The sequence below is a fragment of the Bradyrhizobium sp. genome, assembly GCF_019242285.1.
Classification (GTDB): Bacteria; Pseudomonadota; Alphaproteobacteria; order Rhizobiales; family Xanthobacteraceae; genus Bradyrhizobium.
Genome location: NZ_JAFAVV010000031.1, coordinates 1 through 13,543, shown reverse-complemented (window position 1 = coordinate 13,543; position 13,543 = coordinate 1). Strand labels below are relative to the sequence as shown.

Below are 13,543 nucleotides of genomic sequence, written 5' to 3'. Positions count from 1 at the left end.
TTTTCCGAAAATCGGAAGTGGCTGGCGCGGCCTTCGGCGCGACGGCCGGTCTCGACGCATCGTCCTTCCATCCGGCAATTTGAAGAACGGTGGCCTTGAGGTTGGACGATCGAAGCCCATACTTGATGACGAACGGCTTCGGCCTTGCCACCGGATGATTGGAGGTGCGTGATGAAGACGGCGATTGTGATCGGGGTCGGGCCCGATCGTGGTCTTGGCGCCAGCCTGTGCAAGCGGTTTGCGGCGGACGGAATGAAGGTGATCATCGCCGGCCGAACGCAAGCGGCGATCGAGGCCGTCGTAGAAGACGTCGTGCGGGCAGGGGGACGGGCGGTCGCTGTCGTCGCGGATGCGACCAGCGAGAGTGACATTGCCAGGCTGTTCGACGCGGCCGGCGGCGAGCTCGACCTTGCGATCTACAATGCGGGAAACAACACCCCTGGACGGATCATCGACATGGATGCCGGCTATTTCGAGCAGAGCTGGCGGGTCGTCTGTTTCGGCGGTTTCCTGTTCGGCCGCGAGGCGGTCCGCCGGATGCTGCCGAACAGGAGCGGCACGCTGCTGTTCACCGGCGCCAGCGCTTCGCTCCGGGGGCGGCCCGGATACGGCGCGTTCAATTCGGCAAAGGCCGGCTTACGGGTTCTCGCTCAGGCGATGGCGAAGGAATATGCCGAGGACGGCATTCATGTCGGTCATGTCGTCGTCGACGGGGCGATCGCGGGCGACAAGATCCTTCGTCGCTTTCCGGACGCAGCCAGCCGGGAGGAAAGCCTGATCAGCATCGAAGCGATCGTCGATGGCTTCGTGTTTCTTCATCGTCAGCCGCCGCGGGGCTGGTCATTCGAGCTCGATGTCCGGACCTCCAGGGAGAGGTGGTGACTGACGAGCCGCATTCGGTCGGGAGATGGAGTCGCAGGGTGAGCTAAGGCGCGGCCGCATCCGCCGTAGCTCGCAGAGCGAAGGCGGAAGCGCCGTGCCTACCATTGCCTCGACAGTTTATAGCGGGTCAGCGAAGAGATTGCCTTCGAAACGCTGATCGAGCCCAAGCTGCTGATCGCCATTGGTCAGCTCCGTTAGGCGTCTTCCGACATAGGTTGTGAGTTCGCTCATCGAGATCACGCCATCATGATTAACGTCGACGTCGTCGGGGTTGGACAGCGCATCGAGCAAGGCCTGGGTGAACGCGCCATGCTCCCATTTCTCGTCCTCCCTTGAAACTTTGTCCGCCGTGGATGACGTGAGCACTGTCACGTTGCTGGTATTCATGATCGCTCTCAGCATGTCGGCAGCCGGCAGGGTGTTCGAAGGGCCGCCTATCAGTCCCGCCGAGCGGCAGGCGTCGAGCAGCACCAGCACCCGCCCATGCTGGGCGAGCTTTTCGATCTCGCTCCTGAATTCGGTCGCCGGGATCGAATTGGTTTTTAGACGCGCCATCGTACTGGCGTCGACTCCGTAGGGTACGAGATAGAACTGACCATCGATCATGGTGCCGTGGCCGGAGAACATCACCACTGCGAGGTCCTGGCCGGTGCTGGTTGCCATATTGCTTTCAATGGAGGTGAATGCATCGGCAATTCCATCCTTGTTTGCATCGTCATCGTGCCGAAAGATCGGCTTGACCTCGGCATAGAGGCCGCCCTCTTGGGTGTTGAGAAGGGCACTCGCGACGTCCTGAGCGTCGCGTGCTGCAAAATGCAATCTGAGATTGCGTGCCTTGTCGCCGTAATCGCTGATCCCAATGGCCAGGACATGCAATCGGGCGCCGGGGGGCTTCGCCGATCGGGTGACGATCTGCACGGCGCGGCGCGCAGCCTTTAAATCGGCGATGCCCAGAGCCCGCGTGGTTTCGAGTTCCTGAAGCACCAGCGCCAGCGCATCGGGTCGTCGCAAGCTTGGGATCGCATTGACGGGCACCGTCTCGGCCGGTGCGTCGAACCCTCTATTCACTTGCCATTGAAGCACACCGAAGGCGCCTGCCGTTGCGCCATAGAAGCCCTCGGGCGTCCACGCCACCCAGTTCTGGCGATCCGCCAGCACATATAGCGCCAGGAGTTCGCGGCCATCGCCCATGCGGTGCCAGCGAATGGTGCCGTCGCCGTAGGTTGCGATCACCAGGCGGCCGTCCTCGCTGATGTCTACGCCCCAGACGATCGACGGCACGCTCCGTCGCCAAATCGGCTGGCCCTTTGCGTCGAACGCTCGAAGGGACCATTCAGCTCCAAGCACGAAACCACTCCCGTCCGGATGAATGGCCAGGCTTCGCGATACTTCACGCGATTCTAGCGTGATCGGAATCCCGTCGAGCGTCGGAGCGAGATCATGCTTCCAGCTGTCGACTGCAAGTCCGGTTTGCTTCGCCAAGATTGTCTGCTGATCATCAGGTGGATCGCTGCTCAACTTGCGCGTCCGCAAATCAAAGCGAAGCGGCGAGCTGCCCCACTGATCGAAGCCGAAGTCGACAACGGTACCATCTGCCGACACGGCCAGTCGGTCATATTGATCTCGAAAATCTGCCTTGGGAGAAACGTGCACCCAGCGAGGTCTCGCATCGGGTCCGAGCAACTCCAGAAATGGATTTTGAGCTGCTATCAAGAGTTGGCCATCCGGCAAAGCCGCGAGACCCGAGACCGAGTCGGTTGCCGCCCTCAGGATACGGCGCTTGCCGCGGCCCGCATCGTCCCAAGCGAGAACGGGGCGACTGCCTTCCTCCCAGTGTAAGCCGCCCGCGTAGAGCGTCTTACCGTCCTTTGACCAGGTCACAATCAGCAAGGAGCCGTTGTCAAGGCCATCGACATCGGGTCCAGGCAAGGGTGCCAGCGAATGTCCGTCGAGAAGATCCACGACTGGAACGTCATCGTAACCGACCGCCAGCAGGGTGCCGTCAGGGTTAAATGCAATCCGGAACGGCTGCCTGCCGCCCGTCAACTGCTTCGATGGGCCCACCAGCTCAAAGGCAGCGTCGTACAGCCGTGCTTTGCCGTCCAAGCTCGTGGCGGCCAGCCGACCATCGGTGGAGAATGCAACACCGTAGATCGCATCGTCGTAGTCGGGGTCGCGGAACACCTCGCGCCATTGTCGCTGCCGGTCGTAAACGCGCAGACCTCCCGGAGCGTCCAGCCCCGCGGCCAGATAGCGGCCGTCGGGCGAGAAGGCGAGGCTCTCGGTGGTGCTGGGAATTCCCGCAATCTGTGCGTCCATTGTGCCGGTTAACGTGTCGAACAAGTAAATTGAATCCTCGCGTGTGGAGGTCGTCCACCGGGTCCATCCGCCGGCTGCGACGATCGCGCCATCGGGGGACATCGCGATCGCATAGATTTTTCCGATGCTTTCCGGTCCGGCCGGCATGCGGATCGTCCGTAGCAATGTCCCGTCGCTCAGAGACCATACCCGTAACGTCTTGTCATAAGATCCGGTGGCGGCGATCCGACCCGCGGCATCCACGCCCACATCTTTGATCGGCGCGGTGTGCATGCCCGGATCGACGATCAGCACCGGCTGGTCATAAAGCTGCGCCTGCGCGGCAGGAGTTGCAACAGCAACGAAAAAGAATGCAAACAAAAGCGCGCGCGCTATTGATCTGCCTTGACCTCGGAAAATGCCGGCCACCTTGCGGACTCCAGCTGGGTCTGAATGGTCTTGCGCGTCAGCGCATCGTCGCTCCGATGGTTGGTGTAGAGCGCAGACACTCCCTCCGACAGCATCTTGAGCAGCTGCTCCAGCGGGATCGCCTTCAAAATGTCGATCCCAACGCCTTTTTCGGTTTGTCCTGCTGTCGTGGGAAGCAGATCAATCACCGCGCCGCAGAATTGGGAGAGACCAGACACCCCGCCGTTCAGCTTCTCGTGCAGGCTCGACAGGCTTGCTGGCGTTTGCCCGGCGGAAAGGGCCACGATTAGTCCCGCGATGACTGCGTCGAAATCAGCTTTTGCGTTGGCATAGGTGATCGCACCCCGCGCCATTTGCGCGGGATCACCATACTTCTTCATCAGCATAACGCAGGTCTCTGCCTTGGCCCGTTCGCCCGCGATCTGGCCCACTGCGTCTGGCCAGGAGATGGCGGTCGGTCCGGCGATTAAAGAGCCCGTCAGCAATAGCAGTACTGTCAGCGCAGCAAACGGCCTCGAACTGGCAATTTTCATGGTCCTCTCGCGAGGAAAACAGGCCGCCCAAAAATACCGCGCAGGTTGGACCCGAGCAGAGGGCTGCCAACTTTAATGTCTTTGAGAGAATAGCGAAATAGATCGGGTTTGCAAGTTCTGCGCGAGCTCGATAATCACCTTGCCGGGCATATGTCGCAGCCGCTTCGGATGCCGGCTTTGAGCATGTGCGTGAAGAGCGACGCGGACCACAAATCGACCAGGAAGCCTGGCGGCGAGCGCATCATCAGCGGCGCCACTGTCGGGATACTAACCCGCAACCTGCCAAACTAATTGATCGGGGAAAGCGATCCGCACGAGGCCCTGGGCGAACAGGCTGCGCAGCGCCGGATTCGTGGTCGCGCCGAGATCGCGCACGAGGCCGCTGCAATCGACGATCGCCATGACGTGAGGCTGTCCTTCTGGTTCTGGCAGCGACGGCCGCAGGACCCAATGGTTCTCAGGCTCTACGATCTCTCCGCCGCGAGGAGAGCCGCACTACCGGCTGCCTTCCTCGAGCGTCGGCCTGTCCAAGGCGATCCTGGGCGCAGCCATCTGCAACAGCGCGACCAGCTCCTCGCTGTCGGTGCGCAGCCTGTCGGCTTCGAGATTGCGCAAGTCGGCGATCTTGACGTCAGCCTGAAGGCGCTCGATTGCACTCTGCGCGCCTGCGGCGAGCTTTGGATCGGCGGCCGCGACGGCGTCGGCAAAGATCACTCGATAGGCTAGCGCAATGCCATCGGCGTTGCTCTGCATGTCCTTGAGCGAGGTGCCGCTCAGCCGCGACTCGCCGCCGTCGGCCTTGTTGCCGCCGAGCTCGAAGGCGAGACGCGCAATGCCGTTGAGGAGGCGCTGCGGTGCGAGGTCGACATGCGCGAGCTGTGCGTTCAGCTCGGCAAGGTCGGCGATCAGCGCATCGGTCTCGGCACCGGTGTCGGTGCGGCTTACGCCGAACAGCGAAGCCTCGATGCCGTGGAAGCCGTGACTGGCGTCGGGCCAGGCGTCGATCCGCTGATCGAGCTCGGGCACGAAGCCGCTCGTGAAGACCTCGGAGCGCTCCCAGCCGACGCGCGCCGCGACCCATGCCGATCGCGCGCCGGCCGCATCGTGGGCCGCCAGGCGCTCGCGCAGGAGCCGGGCCCCGGCAAGCGCCTGGCCGAGGTCGTCGATCAGATAATGCCGATAGCTCTCGGCAGCGGCCTCGAGCGGTGCCGCACGCAGTTGTGGTGCCATGGCCAAGGCCATGGCTGCGCCCGACGCGAGCGAACGCTTCCAGGAACGGGCGGTCGTGACGCCTCCGCGCTTCATCGCTGCACCTGTGCTGGCTCGGGAAGGCGCAGCAGGCCCCGCCGCTGCACATCGCGGGCCGTCCGCACGGCGGGATTGAACAATGACCACGGCTCGGTGCCGCGCATCAGCGGCATCGCCTTGGTGAAGATCAGGGCATAGAACGTCTTGTATTCGGCGGCGGCCGCGTCGAAATCGTCGGCCGTGGTCGCCATGGCGATGCGGCGCAGGCTGATCACCACGTCCTTGGCGGCCGCGCGCGCCATGCGGCGCTCGACCAGCGCGCCGGTCACGGCGGCGTCGCGGTGGTCGGGAAACTGTTCGGCGAGATCGCGCAACTCGCCACCCAGGGTGTCGACCGCGAGATCGATGGCGGCGCGGTCATGGGCCGCGATCGCCTGCGTGAGCAGCAGCGAGAAGGTCTCGATGTCCTTGAAGCGGAAGACCACGCCGTCGCTGTCGTAGGGCTGGCGCGCGTCGCCGATCGCGCGCAGATAGGTGACGAGATCGCCACGATCCTGCTCCGACAGCCCGAGCGCGTAGACACGGTCGAAATGATCGACGACCTGGTCGTAGCTTTCGTAGCGGCCGTCATGGAAGTAGGGCGCGTTGAAATTGGCATTCAGCAGTGTCGGCGTCTTGTAGAGGCCGCCCGAGCCGATGTCGTGCTGGAGATGATCGACGAAGGCGCCGGCCGGCCGATGGCAGCCGGCGCAGCTCAGGGTAGGATCATGCGGGAAGGGCTTTGCAAACAGCAACTCGCCCCGGCGCTCGGCCTCGGTCGCGGTGTCGTTGAGGCGGCCCCGGGCGCCGAGCCTGGGATTGGGCAGGAAATCGATCTCCTGCACATAGGCGGTCACGGCGTCGAGCAGGGCGGGCGACGGCTCCGGTCCGGCGAACTCGCCGACGATGACGTTGCGCACGAAATCGCGCAGCGACGCGATGCGGCCGTCGTGACCGTAGGGTGCGAGGACGCGCGCGCCGCGCAGGCTCGGAATCCGGACAGGATCGAGCACGTGATTATCGGCCTTGGGATTGAACAGCGCGCCCGTCGTGTCGAACGTGCCGGGGTGGCTCGAAAGGCCGGGAATGAACAGCTTGGCGTTATTGGCGCCGCCGACATGGCAGGTGCCGCAGCTCATGCCGGCACGCCGCGCGACGTCGCCGAGGATCGACGGCGAGTTGAAGGCAAGGTCGCCGAGTGCGACCATATAGGAGATGCGGTCGCCGCGGTATTCCGAGCGCAGGATCTCGTGCGGCACGTAGACCGCGTCCTCGTTGAGTTCGCTGCCGGCGGGCAGCACCGTCTGGTCGCCGTCGATCGGGAATGACGCCGCATCCCACGGCATCGCCAGCAACAGGCTGAGCCCGACGGCGGCGCCGACGCCGCGTCGCCAGCCTTGGGAAAATCGCTTTGCGGATCTGGTCATGGTCGTCGCGCGTCAAAATGATGCGGGCCAGGGCGGCGCCCCGGCCCGCATGTTTGATCTCAGGCGATCCGGTCAGTGATGATCGTGATCATGATCATCATCGTCGTCACGATGGCTCGCGAACACGACGGCGCCGGTCGACGCATCGAGGATCAGCTTGTTGTCGTCGTTGTCGACATGGCGGTCGAAGTCGAACATGTGCTCGATCGTGCCGGCGACGGTGTCGAGCGAGCCGCCCGGCTGGATGCGCTCGCCGTTGAGCCAGTTGTCCTCGATGAACTTCAGCACCGAGGTCTGGTCGGTCAGCGTGTGGTCGACGTGGTTGCGCCTGGCGAACGGCGAGATCACCAGCAGCGGCTGGCGCGTGCCATAGCCGCAGCGGCCCCAGGCCGGCTGGCCGAAGGCGCCGTTGAGCGGCACGGTCCGCGTTGGGCGCCCCTGCTGCAGGCCGGTCTTGCAGACGCCGGCGGCGTTGAGCACGTCGACGGCCGGGTTGAAGGACGGGTTCACGATCGGCGGCATCTGGTGATCGTACCAGCCGTCGGAGTCGTCATACAGGACGACGATCGCGGTCTCGGACCAGAACCTGCTCTGCTGCACCGTGTTGCTCACCTTCACGATGAAGGCCTGCTCGTCGATCGGGTTGGAATAGCCGCCGTGGCCGTCCTGGAAGGCCGGCGCCTTGAGGAAGGTCACCGACGGCAGGTTGCCGGCCTTGAGCGCCGCAAAGAAGTCGTCGGTGTCGTACTGGTGGTTGGCCGGATCCGGCGTGTGGGTGTTCGGGATGTTGCTGTGCCCGATCGCGGCGATCGAACTTGGCGCAGCATGAGTCGGGTTCCGGGTCGAGGCGTAGTACTGGAACGGCTGGTGATGCGGGATGTAGTCCGTCGACGAGAACGGGAAGTGCGGCTGGGTCGGCAGCGTGAAGCGGGCGCAGCCGGTGCTGCCGTTCGGGTTGACGGTCTTCAGGTTGAAGCCGCCCTCGAACCAGCCCCAGGTGATGTTGGCCTTGTTGAGCAGGTCGCCGATGTTGCGGCCGGCCATGGTGACCTGGTCGATCGTCGGGTTGGAGCACTGGTCCTGCTCCGGATCGGCGTCGCCGATCAGGGTGATGTTGCTCGACGTGTGGGCGGCGTCGCCGAACGCCTCGTGGGTGGCATGAAGCAGGGCACCACTGCCGTCCTGCACGTTGGTGGTATGAGAGAAGCCATTGGCCTGGCCGGAGATCAGGTTGATGGCGCCCGGTGACGACGGACCGAACTGGGTGCCGAAGCTGTTGTCGCTCATCGCGTAGTGCTGGGCGTAGTTCCATAGCGCCGTGACGGTGTTGCCGTCGTAGTAGCCCATCACCAGGCCCTTGGTCGCGGCAGCGGCGGGCGGTGGCAGCGGTCCGTTGGTGGCGGTGCCGCCGGCGGTGCCGACCCACGCCGGGAAGCCGTCCATGTTGCCGTTGTTGTAGGCGGCCTGCTCAGGCATGTCGTTGTGACCCTGGTCGGCGGTCGACGCCTGGCTGGGTGACAACCGGAATGGATTGGCCGCATCGGTGCCGTTGTGACGCGAATTGTTCGGCGCAACCGGTGCATTGGCGTTGGCGTTCGGGTTGTTGGTCAGGAGATTGAGCTCGCCGAGCGGCTCGAAGCCGCGGTTGACGTCGAGCGGCGTCACCAGATTGTTGTTGAGAGGGGTGTTGCGCTTCGCCTTGAACGGCGTCTCGCCCGGCAGGTTCATCGCCTTCGGATAGGTACCGAAATAGTGGTCGTAGGAGATGTTCTCCTGGAAGATGACGACCAGGTGCTTGATCGGCGTCCTGGTGTCATTGCGGAAATTGTCGTGATCGTAGTCGTCGGCGACGGCACTGGCGCCGCCGACCAACAGCGCAAGGCTAGAGACCAGACCGAGTGATATTGGCAAACGCATCTTGATTGCCTCCTTGAGTAGGAAAAATTCAGTGACTGGCGCAAAGGGACAAATCGCGCAGTTTGGAAAATTTCCAGAACTGGGTCACAACGCCATGAACCATCCATGACGACGGCTTGACGGTTCCGCGACGTGACCGAATGGCGACACTGTTGCGATGATGCAAGACATGAAACAATTCGGCCGAGCGCGGGAATAGAACGCCTGTGTCGCCGAACAGCGGGCGCCGCCGGCTGGACGGGCGCGTCGAGGCTCGCGGGAGAGCGGCGCATGGTGTCGAGGCGTTCTCTGAATTCTTCAGCGACCACTTGCGCGTCGCAGCCGTTGCGGCATGACTCGCCCGCGCCTCGCGCGGGGGCCGCCGCATTCTCGATCCGATAGAGCGTCTCAGAGCCCGACCGAGGCCGCTTCACGCCTTCTCCGCCAGATAGCGCTCCAGCGTCAGCGGAGATCCCGATGTCCCGGGCGCGGTGATGGCCTGGCCTTCGAACGCCGTCGCCTGTTCGAACCAGGAGCGCTGCGCCGGCAGTCCCCAGGGGAACGACACGTTGGCATCGGCGGGGTCCCAGCGCACCGGCTCGTTCTCGACGTCGATGACCTGATAGTGCGTGTTGAACAGTTCGACGCGATGACCGTCAGGATCGCGGAAATAGACGAACATGGCGTGACCGGGACCATGGCGGCCCGGGCCGCGCTCGACCTCGCGGCCATAGCCGAGGCTTCCGGCGACGTCGCACGCGCGCAGCAGGTGATGGACCTCGGGCACCAGATAGGCGAAGTGATGCAGCCGTGGTCCGGCGCCGGCGAAGAACACGATGTCGTGCGGGTTGCCTTTGCGTTGCAGGAACGCGCCGCGCAGGCTGCTCTCGTCGGGCGCGATGTATTCGGTCAGCATGAAGCCGAGGCCGGCGTAGAATGTGCGGAGGCGGCTTGCGCCCTTCGTGGATGTGAGCCGGATCGACATCTGGCGCGCGGCGACCTACCGGTTTCACGCCTTGGTCGCCAAGGAATGGCGTCGCGGGCGGATCTTCCTGGTCGGCGACGCCGCACACCAGACCCCGCCCTTCATGGCGCAAGGGCTGTGCTCCGGCGTCAGGGATGCCGGCAATCTCGCCTGGAAACTCGCGGCGGTGCTACGGGGGGCAGGCACCCGATTCTCTGCTCGATTCCTACGAAATCGAGCGCAAGCCGCACATTACCGAGCTGGTCGCAACCACCAAGGCGATCGGCGAGCTCGATGGGGAGCGGGCGCGGCGGCGCGATGAATGGCTGGGCGATGCGTTCGACCGCGGCGCGGCCGAGACGTCGCGGCAGAAGTTCATCCCCGATCTGGCTGTCGGCTTGCTCGGTCGCGACGAGACGGGGAAATTGGCGCCCGCGGCCGGGACGCTGTTCGTGCAGCCGACGGTGAAGGACGCGCAGGACGTCAGCCATCGGCTGGATGACTTGATCGGCGAATGCTTTGCCGTGATCACGTGCGGTCCAGAGCCGCAGCGATGGCTGACGGGAAGCGCAGAAATGCAATGGCGCGAGATCGGTGGACGACGGATCGTGGTCTCGCCGACAGCGCCGTTTCGGGATGGTCTGACCGCAGCCTATGTGGAGGAGGGGGCGGTGCTGCAGGATTGGATGCACCGCCTCGGCCAAGGAGCGATCGTGGTGCGGCCGGACAAATACGTCTTTGGGTTCGCGCAGGATGAAACATCGCTGCAGCGAATGGTCGAGCAGGTGGTGAACGCGATGAACGAGCTTGATCAACTTCAGCCCGGCTGACGCAGTGACCCGAACGCCGCGCGCAGTTCGGTGCTGAACAGCGCCGGCTGCTCCCATGCCGCGAAGTGTCCGCCCCTGTCGGCCTTATGGAAATAGATCAGATGGTGATAGGCGCGCTCCGCCCAGCTCCGCGGCGCTTGAAAGCTCTCACCCGGAAAGACCGTCACGGCCGCCGGGATCGAGACATTGGCCGGAAGATAGAGGTTGATCTTGTTTTCCCAATAAAGGCGGGCCGAGGATATCGCGGTGTTGGTCAGCCAATAGAGCGTGATGTTGTCGAGCACGTCGTCTCGCGTCAGGTCGCCAGCCGAATGCCCGTCGATGGTTCGGCCGGCCACCGCAGAGGTGATCGCCGCCGCCGGCTGGGCGTAGCCGTCGCCATGGTCCAGCAGCCACGCGGCGAGGCCGGCGGGGGAGTCCGCGAGGCCCGACAGCGTCTGTGGCCGGGTCCCCATGATCAGCGCATAGGCGCGCCGTTTGGAGAACGACAGCTTGATCTGCTCGAAGGCGTGCTCTTCCTCATCCGACAGGCCCGCCGGCGCCGGATCGCCGGCCGCGATCGCCTTGATGATCTCGGGTGGAACGACGCCGGGCAGGTTGACGTGAATGCCCAGCAGTTCGGGCGCGCCGAGCTTGGCCATCTCGTTCGAGACGGGCGAGCCCCAGTCGCCGCCCTGCGCCACGAACCGCGTGTAGCCCAAGCGCTTCATCAGCACGACCCAGGCCCGGGCGATGCGGTTGGGATTCCAGCCCGTGGTGGTCGGTTTGCCCGAGAAGCCGTAGCCCGGCATCGACGGGATCACCAGATGGAAGGCATCCGACGCGCTGCCGCCATGCGCGGTCGGATTGGTCAGGGGATCGATGACCTTCAACTGCTCGATGACCGAGCCGGGCCAGCCATGCGTGACGATCAGCGGCAAGGCATTTTCATGATTGGACCGCACGTGAATGAAATGGATGTCCAGGCCGTCGATCTCGGTGATGAACTGCGGCCGCGCATTGAGACGCGCCTCGACCTTCCGCCAGTCATAATCGGTCTGCCAGTAGCGCACGAGGTCCTGCAGGGTTGAAAGCGGCACGCCCTGGGATTCGTCCGCAACCGTCTCCTTGTCGGGCCAGCGGGTTGCGGCCAGACGACGGCGCAGATCGGCGAGGGCCTCGTCCGGAATGTTGATCTGGAACGGACGGACGGCATCAGCCGTGGCCGCGGACGCGACAGGCGCCGGAAACAGCGTCGCTGCGGCTGTGCCGGCGATTGCCATCGCTGCGGTGCCGAGAAGCTGGCGCCGGTCCATGGTTTTGGAGCTCGTTTGCACGCCCATCGGGAGCCTCCCTGCAATCGTCGGATTCCACCTCGTCACACGCTGGCGCAGAACGTGGCAGGATGCTTGTTAAAAAATGTTAGAAGCCGTTAGCTGTTGCCAGCTGCTGCCAATCGCGTTCCGAGAAAAGCCGGCCGTTCCAAAAAAATCTTCGGTGGGCGGGTCGGATTGTCGGCGGCGGCCGCGTTCATTCGTCTTGCAGCCAGTGAAGGTCCTATCGGAGATCAGAAATGGAACAGTCTCGTTATCGCTGGGTGATCGTCGCGGCAGGCGGCCTGCTCGGCTGTGTCGCGATCGGCGGTATGTTCTCGCTGCCGGTGCTGCTGCAGCCGATCGCGCGGGAGACCGGCTGGTCGGTGACCGGCATCTCCAGCGCCATGACCATCGGCTTTCTGGCGATGGCCTTGACCAGCATGATCTGGGGTACCTTGACCGACAAGTTCGGGCCGCTGCCGGTGGTCCTCACCGGCTCGACCGTGATCGCGACGAGCCTTGCACTGGCGAGCCAGGCGACCTCGCTCGTCGTCTTTCAATTCGTCTTCGGCGTGATGGTCGGCGGCGCGACGGCCGCAATCTTCGCGCCGATGATGGCGACCGTCACCGGTTGGTTCGAGACCCAGCGCAGCCTCGCCGTCTCGCTGGTCTCGGCAGGCATGGGCGTCGCGCCGATGACGATGTCGCCCTTCGTGGCCTGGCTGGTCTCGCACCACGACTGGCGCACGACGATGCTGATTCTGGCCGCCGTCGTAGGCTCCATCATGATCCCGGTCGCGCTCCTGGTACGCCGTCCGCCGGCGCTTTCCGCCACAGCTTCCGCGCCGGTCGCGGGCGCCGCGCCGCAACGGGAGATGTCGCGGGCGGAGGCGCTGCGCTCGCCGCAGTTCATCATCCTGCTCCTGACCAATTTCTTCTGCTGCGCGACCCATTCGGGGCCGATCATCCATACCGTGAGCTACGCCATCAGTTGCGGCATCCCGCTGGTTGCTGCGGTCACGATCTACAGCGTGGAAGGCTTTGCCGGATTGTTCGGCCGCATCGCCTTCGGCATCGCCGGCGATCGGTTTGGTGCCAAGCGCGTGCTGGTGGCGGGCCTGCTGGCGCAGGCGTTCGGCGCGCTCGCCTATGCATTCGTGCGCGAGCTTGCCGCGTTCTACACCGTGGCGGCCGTGTTCGGCTTCATCTATGCCGGCACCATGCCGCTTTATTCGGTGCTGATCCGCGAGAACTTCCCGCTGCGGATGCTCGGCACCGTGATCGGCGGCAGCGCGATGGCCGGCAGCCTCGGCATGGCGACCGGGCCGGTGGCCGGCGGCCTAATCTACGACACGCTAGGGAGCTATGCTTGGCTCTATATCGGCTCCTGGGCCGTGGGCCTCGGCGCCTTCTTCATCATCATGACGTTCAGGCCGTTCCCGAAGACCGAGCTACGGGGGACGCCTCAGCCGGTGGCGGCGTAGTCGGAGATGCTCGGGCCGCGGGCCGGCAGGAATCGTCGGTAAACCGGGACGAAGCGCGATGGCGCTTCGTCCCATCCAATTTTGATGGGTGGTAAGCGTACGAATGCGACCTCTTCGATATTCCATCAACGTCACATTGGACGGGTGCTGCGATCATCGCGTCATGGTCGCGGATGAGGACCTGCATCGTCATGCAGCCGAGAACCTTGCGCGGGCCG

Annotated in this window: 11 protein-coding genes and 1 pseudogene; 4 read left to right on the top strand and 8 right to left on the bottom strand. The window is 64.3% G+C overall.

The features are described 5' to 3' along the window. Positions 1–171: 171 nt before the first annotated feature. Positions 172–882, top strand: coding sequence for an SDR family NAD(P)-dependent oxidoreductase (locus JOY90_RS01570; RefSeq protein WP_291689419.1), 711 nt, complete (start codon positions 172–174; stop codon positions 880–882). Positions 883–999: 117 nt separating this feature from the next. Here JOY90_RS01570 and JOY90_RS01565 read toward each other — a convergent pair whose 3' ends face one another. The 7 genes from JOY90_RS01565 to JOY90_RS01535 all read right to left on the bottom strand — a co-directional run bounded on the left by JOY90_RS01565 (position 1,000) and on the right by JOY90_RS01535 (position 9,737). Further along, positions 1,000–3,609, bottom strand: coding sequence for a caspase family protein (locus JOY90_RS01565; protein ID WP_291689418.1), 2,610 nt, complete (start codon positions 3,607–3,609; stop codon positions 1,000–1,002). Next, a complete protein-coding gene (locus JOY90_RS01560; RefSeq protein WP_291689417.1) occupies positions 3,573–4,142 on the bottom strand; it encodes a hypothetical protein in 570 nt (189 codons plus the stop codon). Before JOY90_RS01560 ends, JOY90_RS01565 begins: the two co-directional genes overlap by 37 nt. A gap of 267 nt (positions 4,143–4,409) precedes the next feature. Then, positions 4,410–4,544 carry a hypothetical protein gene (locus JOY90_RS01555; RefSeq protein WP_291689416.1) on the bottom strand — a complete coding sequence of 45 codons (135 nt, stop codon included), beginning with the start codon at positions 4,542–4,544 and terminating at the stop codon, positions 4,410–4,412. A 93-nt stretch (positions 4,545–4,637) separates the two neighbouring features. Beyond that, positions 4,638–5,447 carry an EfeM/EfeO family lipoprotein gene (locus JOY90_RS01550; protein WP_291689415.1) on the bottom strand — a complete coding sequence of 270 codons (810 nt, stop codon included), beginning with the start codon at positions 5,445–5,447 and terminating at the stop codon, positions 4,638–4,640. Continuing rightward, entirely contained in the window at positions 5,444–6,856 is a 1,413-nt protein-coding gene (locus tag JOY90_RS01545) for a cytochrome c peroxidase (RefSeq protein WP_291689414.1), read from the bottom strand. Before JOY90_RS01545 ends, JOY90_RS01550 begins: the two co-directional genes overlap by 4 nt. Positions 6,857–6,928: 72 nt before the next feature. Next, positions 6,929–8,773, bottom strand: a complete 1,845-nt coding sequence (locus tag JOY90_RS01540) for an alkaline phosphatase family protein (protein ID WP_291689413.1) — start codon at positions 8,771–8,773, stop codon at positions 6,929–6,931. Between the two features lie 409 nt (positions 8,774–9,182). After that, positions 9,183–9,737 carry a VOC family protein gene (locus JOY90_RS01535; RefSeq protein ID WP_291689412.1) on the bottom strand — a complete coding sequence of 185 codons (555 nt, stop codon included), beginning with the start codon at positions 9,735–9,737 and terminating at the stop codon, positions 9,183–9,185. Here JOY90_RS01535 and JOY90_RS40015 point away from each other — a divergent pair. Continuing rightward, positions 9,691–9,864 (top strand): annotated as a pseudogene (locus JOY90_RS40015) (FAD-dependent monooxygenase); the annotation flags it as partial. The gene JOY90_RS01535 and the pseudogene JOY90_RS40015 overlap by 47 nt on opposite strands. Before the next feature lie 7 nt (positions 9,865–9,871). Next, positions 9,872–10,546 (top strand): hypothetical protein, encoded by a 675-nt coding sequence (locus JOY90_RS01530; RefSeq protein ID WP_291689411.1) that lies wholly within the window; start codon positions 9,872–9,874, stop codon positions 10,544–10,546. On the opposite strand, the gene JOY90_RS01525 is transcribed toward JOY90_RS01530, so the two are convergent. Continuing rightward, complete coding sequence (locus JOY90_RS01525) at positions 10,534–11,868, bottom strand: epoxide hydrolase family protein (RefSeq protein ID WP_291689410.1); 1,335 nt, start codon at positions 11,866–11,868, stop codon at positions 10,534–10,536. The two genes, JOY90_RS01530 and JOY90_RS01525, sit on opposite strands and share 13 nt — an antisense overlap. Before the next feature lie 230 nt (positions 11,869–12,098). On the opposite strand from JOY90_RS01525, the gene JOY90_RS01520 reads away from it, so the two are divergent. Further along, the gene (locus tag JOY90_RS01520; protein ID WP_291689409.1) at positions 12,099–13,325 is read left to right on the top strand and encodes an MFS transporter; all 1,227 of its coding nucleotides are present in this window, start codon (positions 12,099–12,101) and stop codon (positions 13,323–13,325) included. The last annotated feature ends 218 nt before the right edge of the window (positions 13,326–13,543 follow it).

Excerpts from the sequence above, each read along its gene's own strand:
- JOY90_RS01570 (WP_291689419.1), top strand. The coding sequence starts at position 172 with ATGAAGACGGCGATTGTGATCGGGGTCGGGCCCGATCGTGGTCTTGGC.
- JOY90_RS01560 (WP_291689417.1), bottom strand. The coding sequence starts at position 4,142 with ATGAAAATTGCCAGTTCGAGGCCGTTTGCTGCGCTGACAGTACTGCTA.
- JOY90_RS01555 (WP_291689416.1), bottom strand. The coding sequence starts at position 4,544 with ATGGCGATCGTCGATTGCAGCGGCCTCGTGCGCGATCTCGGCGCGACC.
- JOY90_RS01550 (WP_291689415.1), bottom strand. The coding sequence starts at position 5,447 with ATGAAGCGCGGAGGCGTCACGACCGCCCGTTCCTGGAAGCGTTCGCTC.
- JOY90_RS01545 (WP_291689414.1), bottom strand. The coding sequence starts at position 6,856 with ATGACCAGATCCGCAAAGCGATTTTCCCAAGGCTGGCGACGCGGCGTC.
- JOY90_RS01540 (WP_291689413.1), bottom strand. The coding sequence starts at position 8,773 with ATGCGTTTGCCAATATCACTCGGTCTGGTCTCTAGCCTTGCGCTGTTG.
- JOY90_RS01535 (WP_291689412.1), bottom strand. The coding sequence starts at position 9,737 with ATGTCGATCCGGCTCACATCCACGAAGGGCGCAAGCCGCCTCCGCACA.
- JOY90_RS01530 (WP_291689411.1), top strand. The coding sequence starts at position 9,872 with ATGCCGGCAATCTCGCCTGGAAACTCGCGGCGGTGCTACGGGGGGCAG.
- JOY90_RS01525 (WP_291689410.1), bottom strand. The coding sequence starts at position 11,868 with ATGGGCGTGCAAACGAGCTCCAAAACCATGGACCGGCGCCAGCTTCTC.
- JOY90_RS01520 (WP_291689409.1), top strand. The coding sequence starts at position 12,099 with ATGGAACAGTCTCGTTATCGCTGGGTGATCGTCGCGGCAGGCGGCCTG.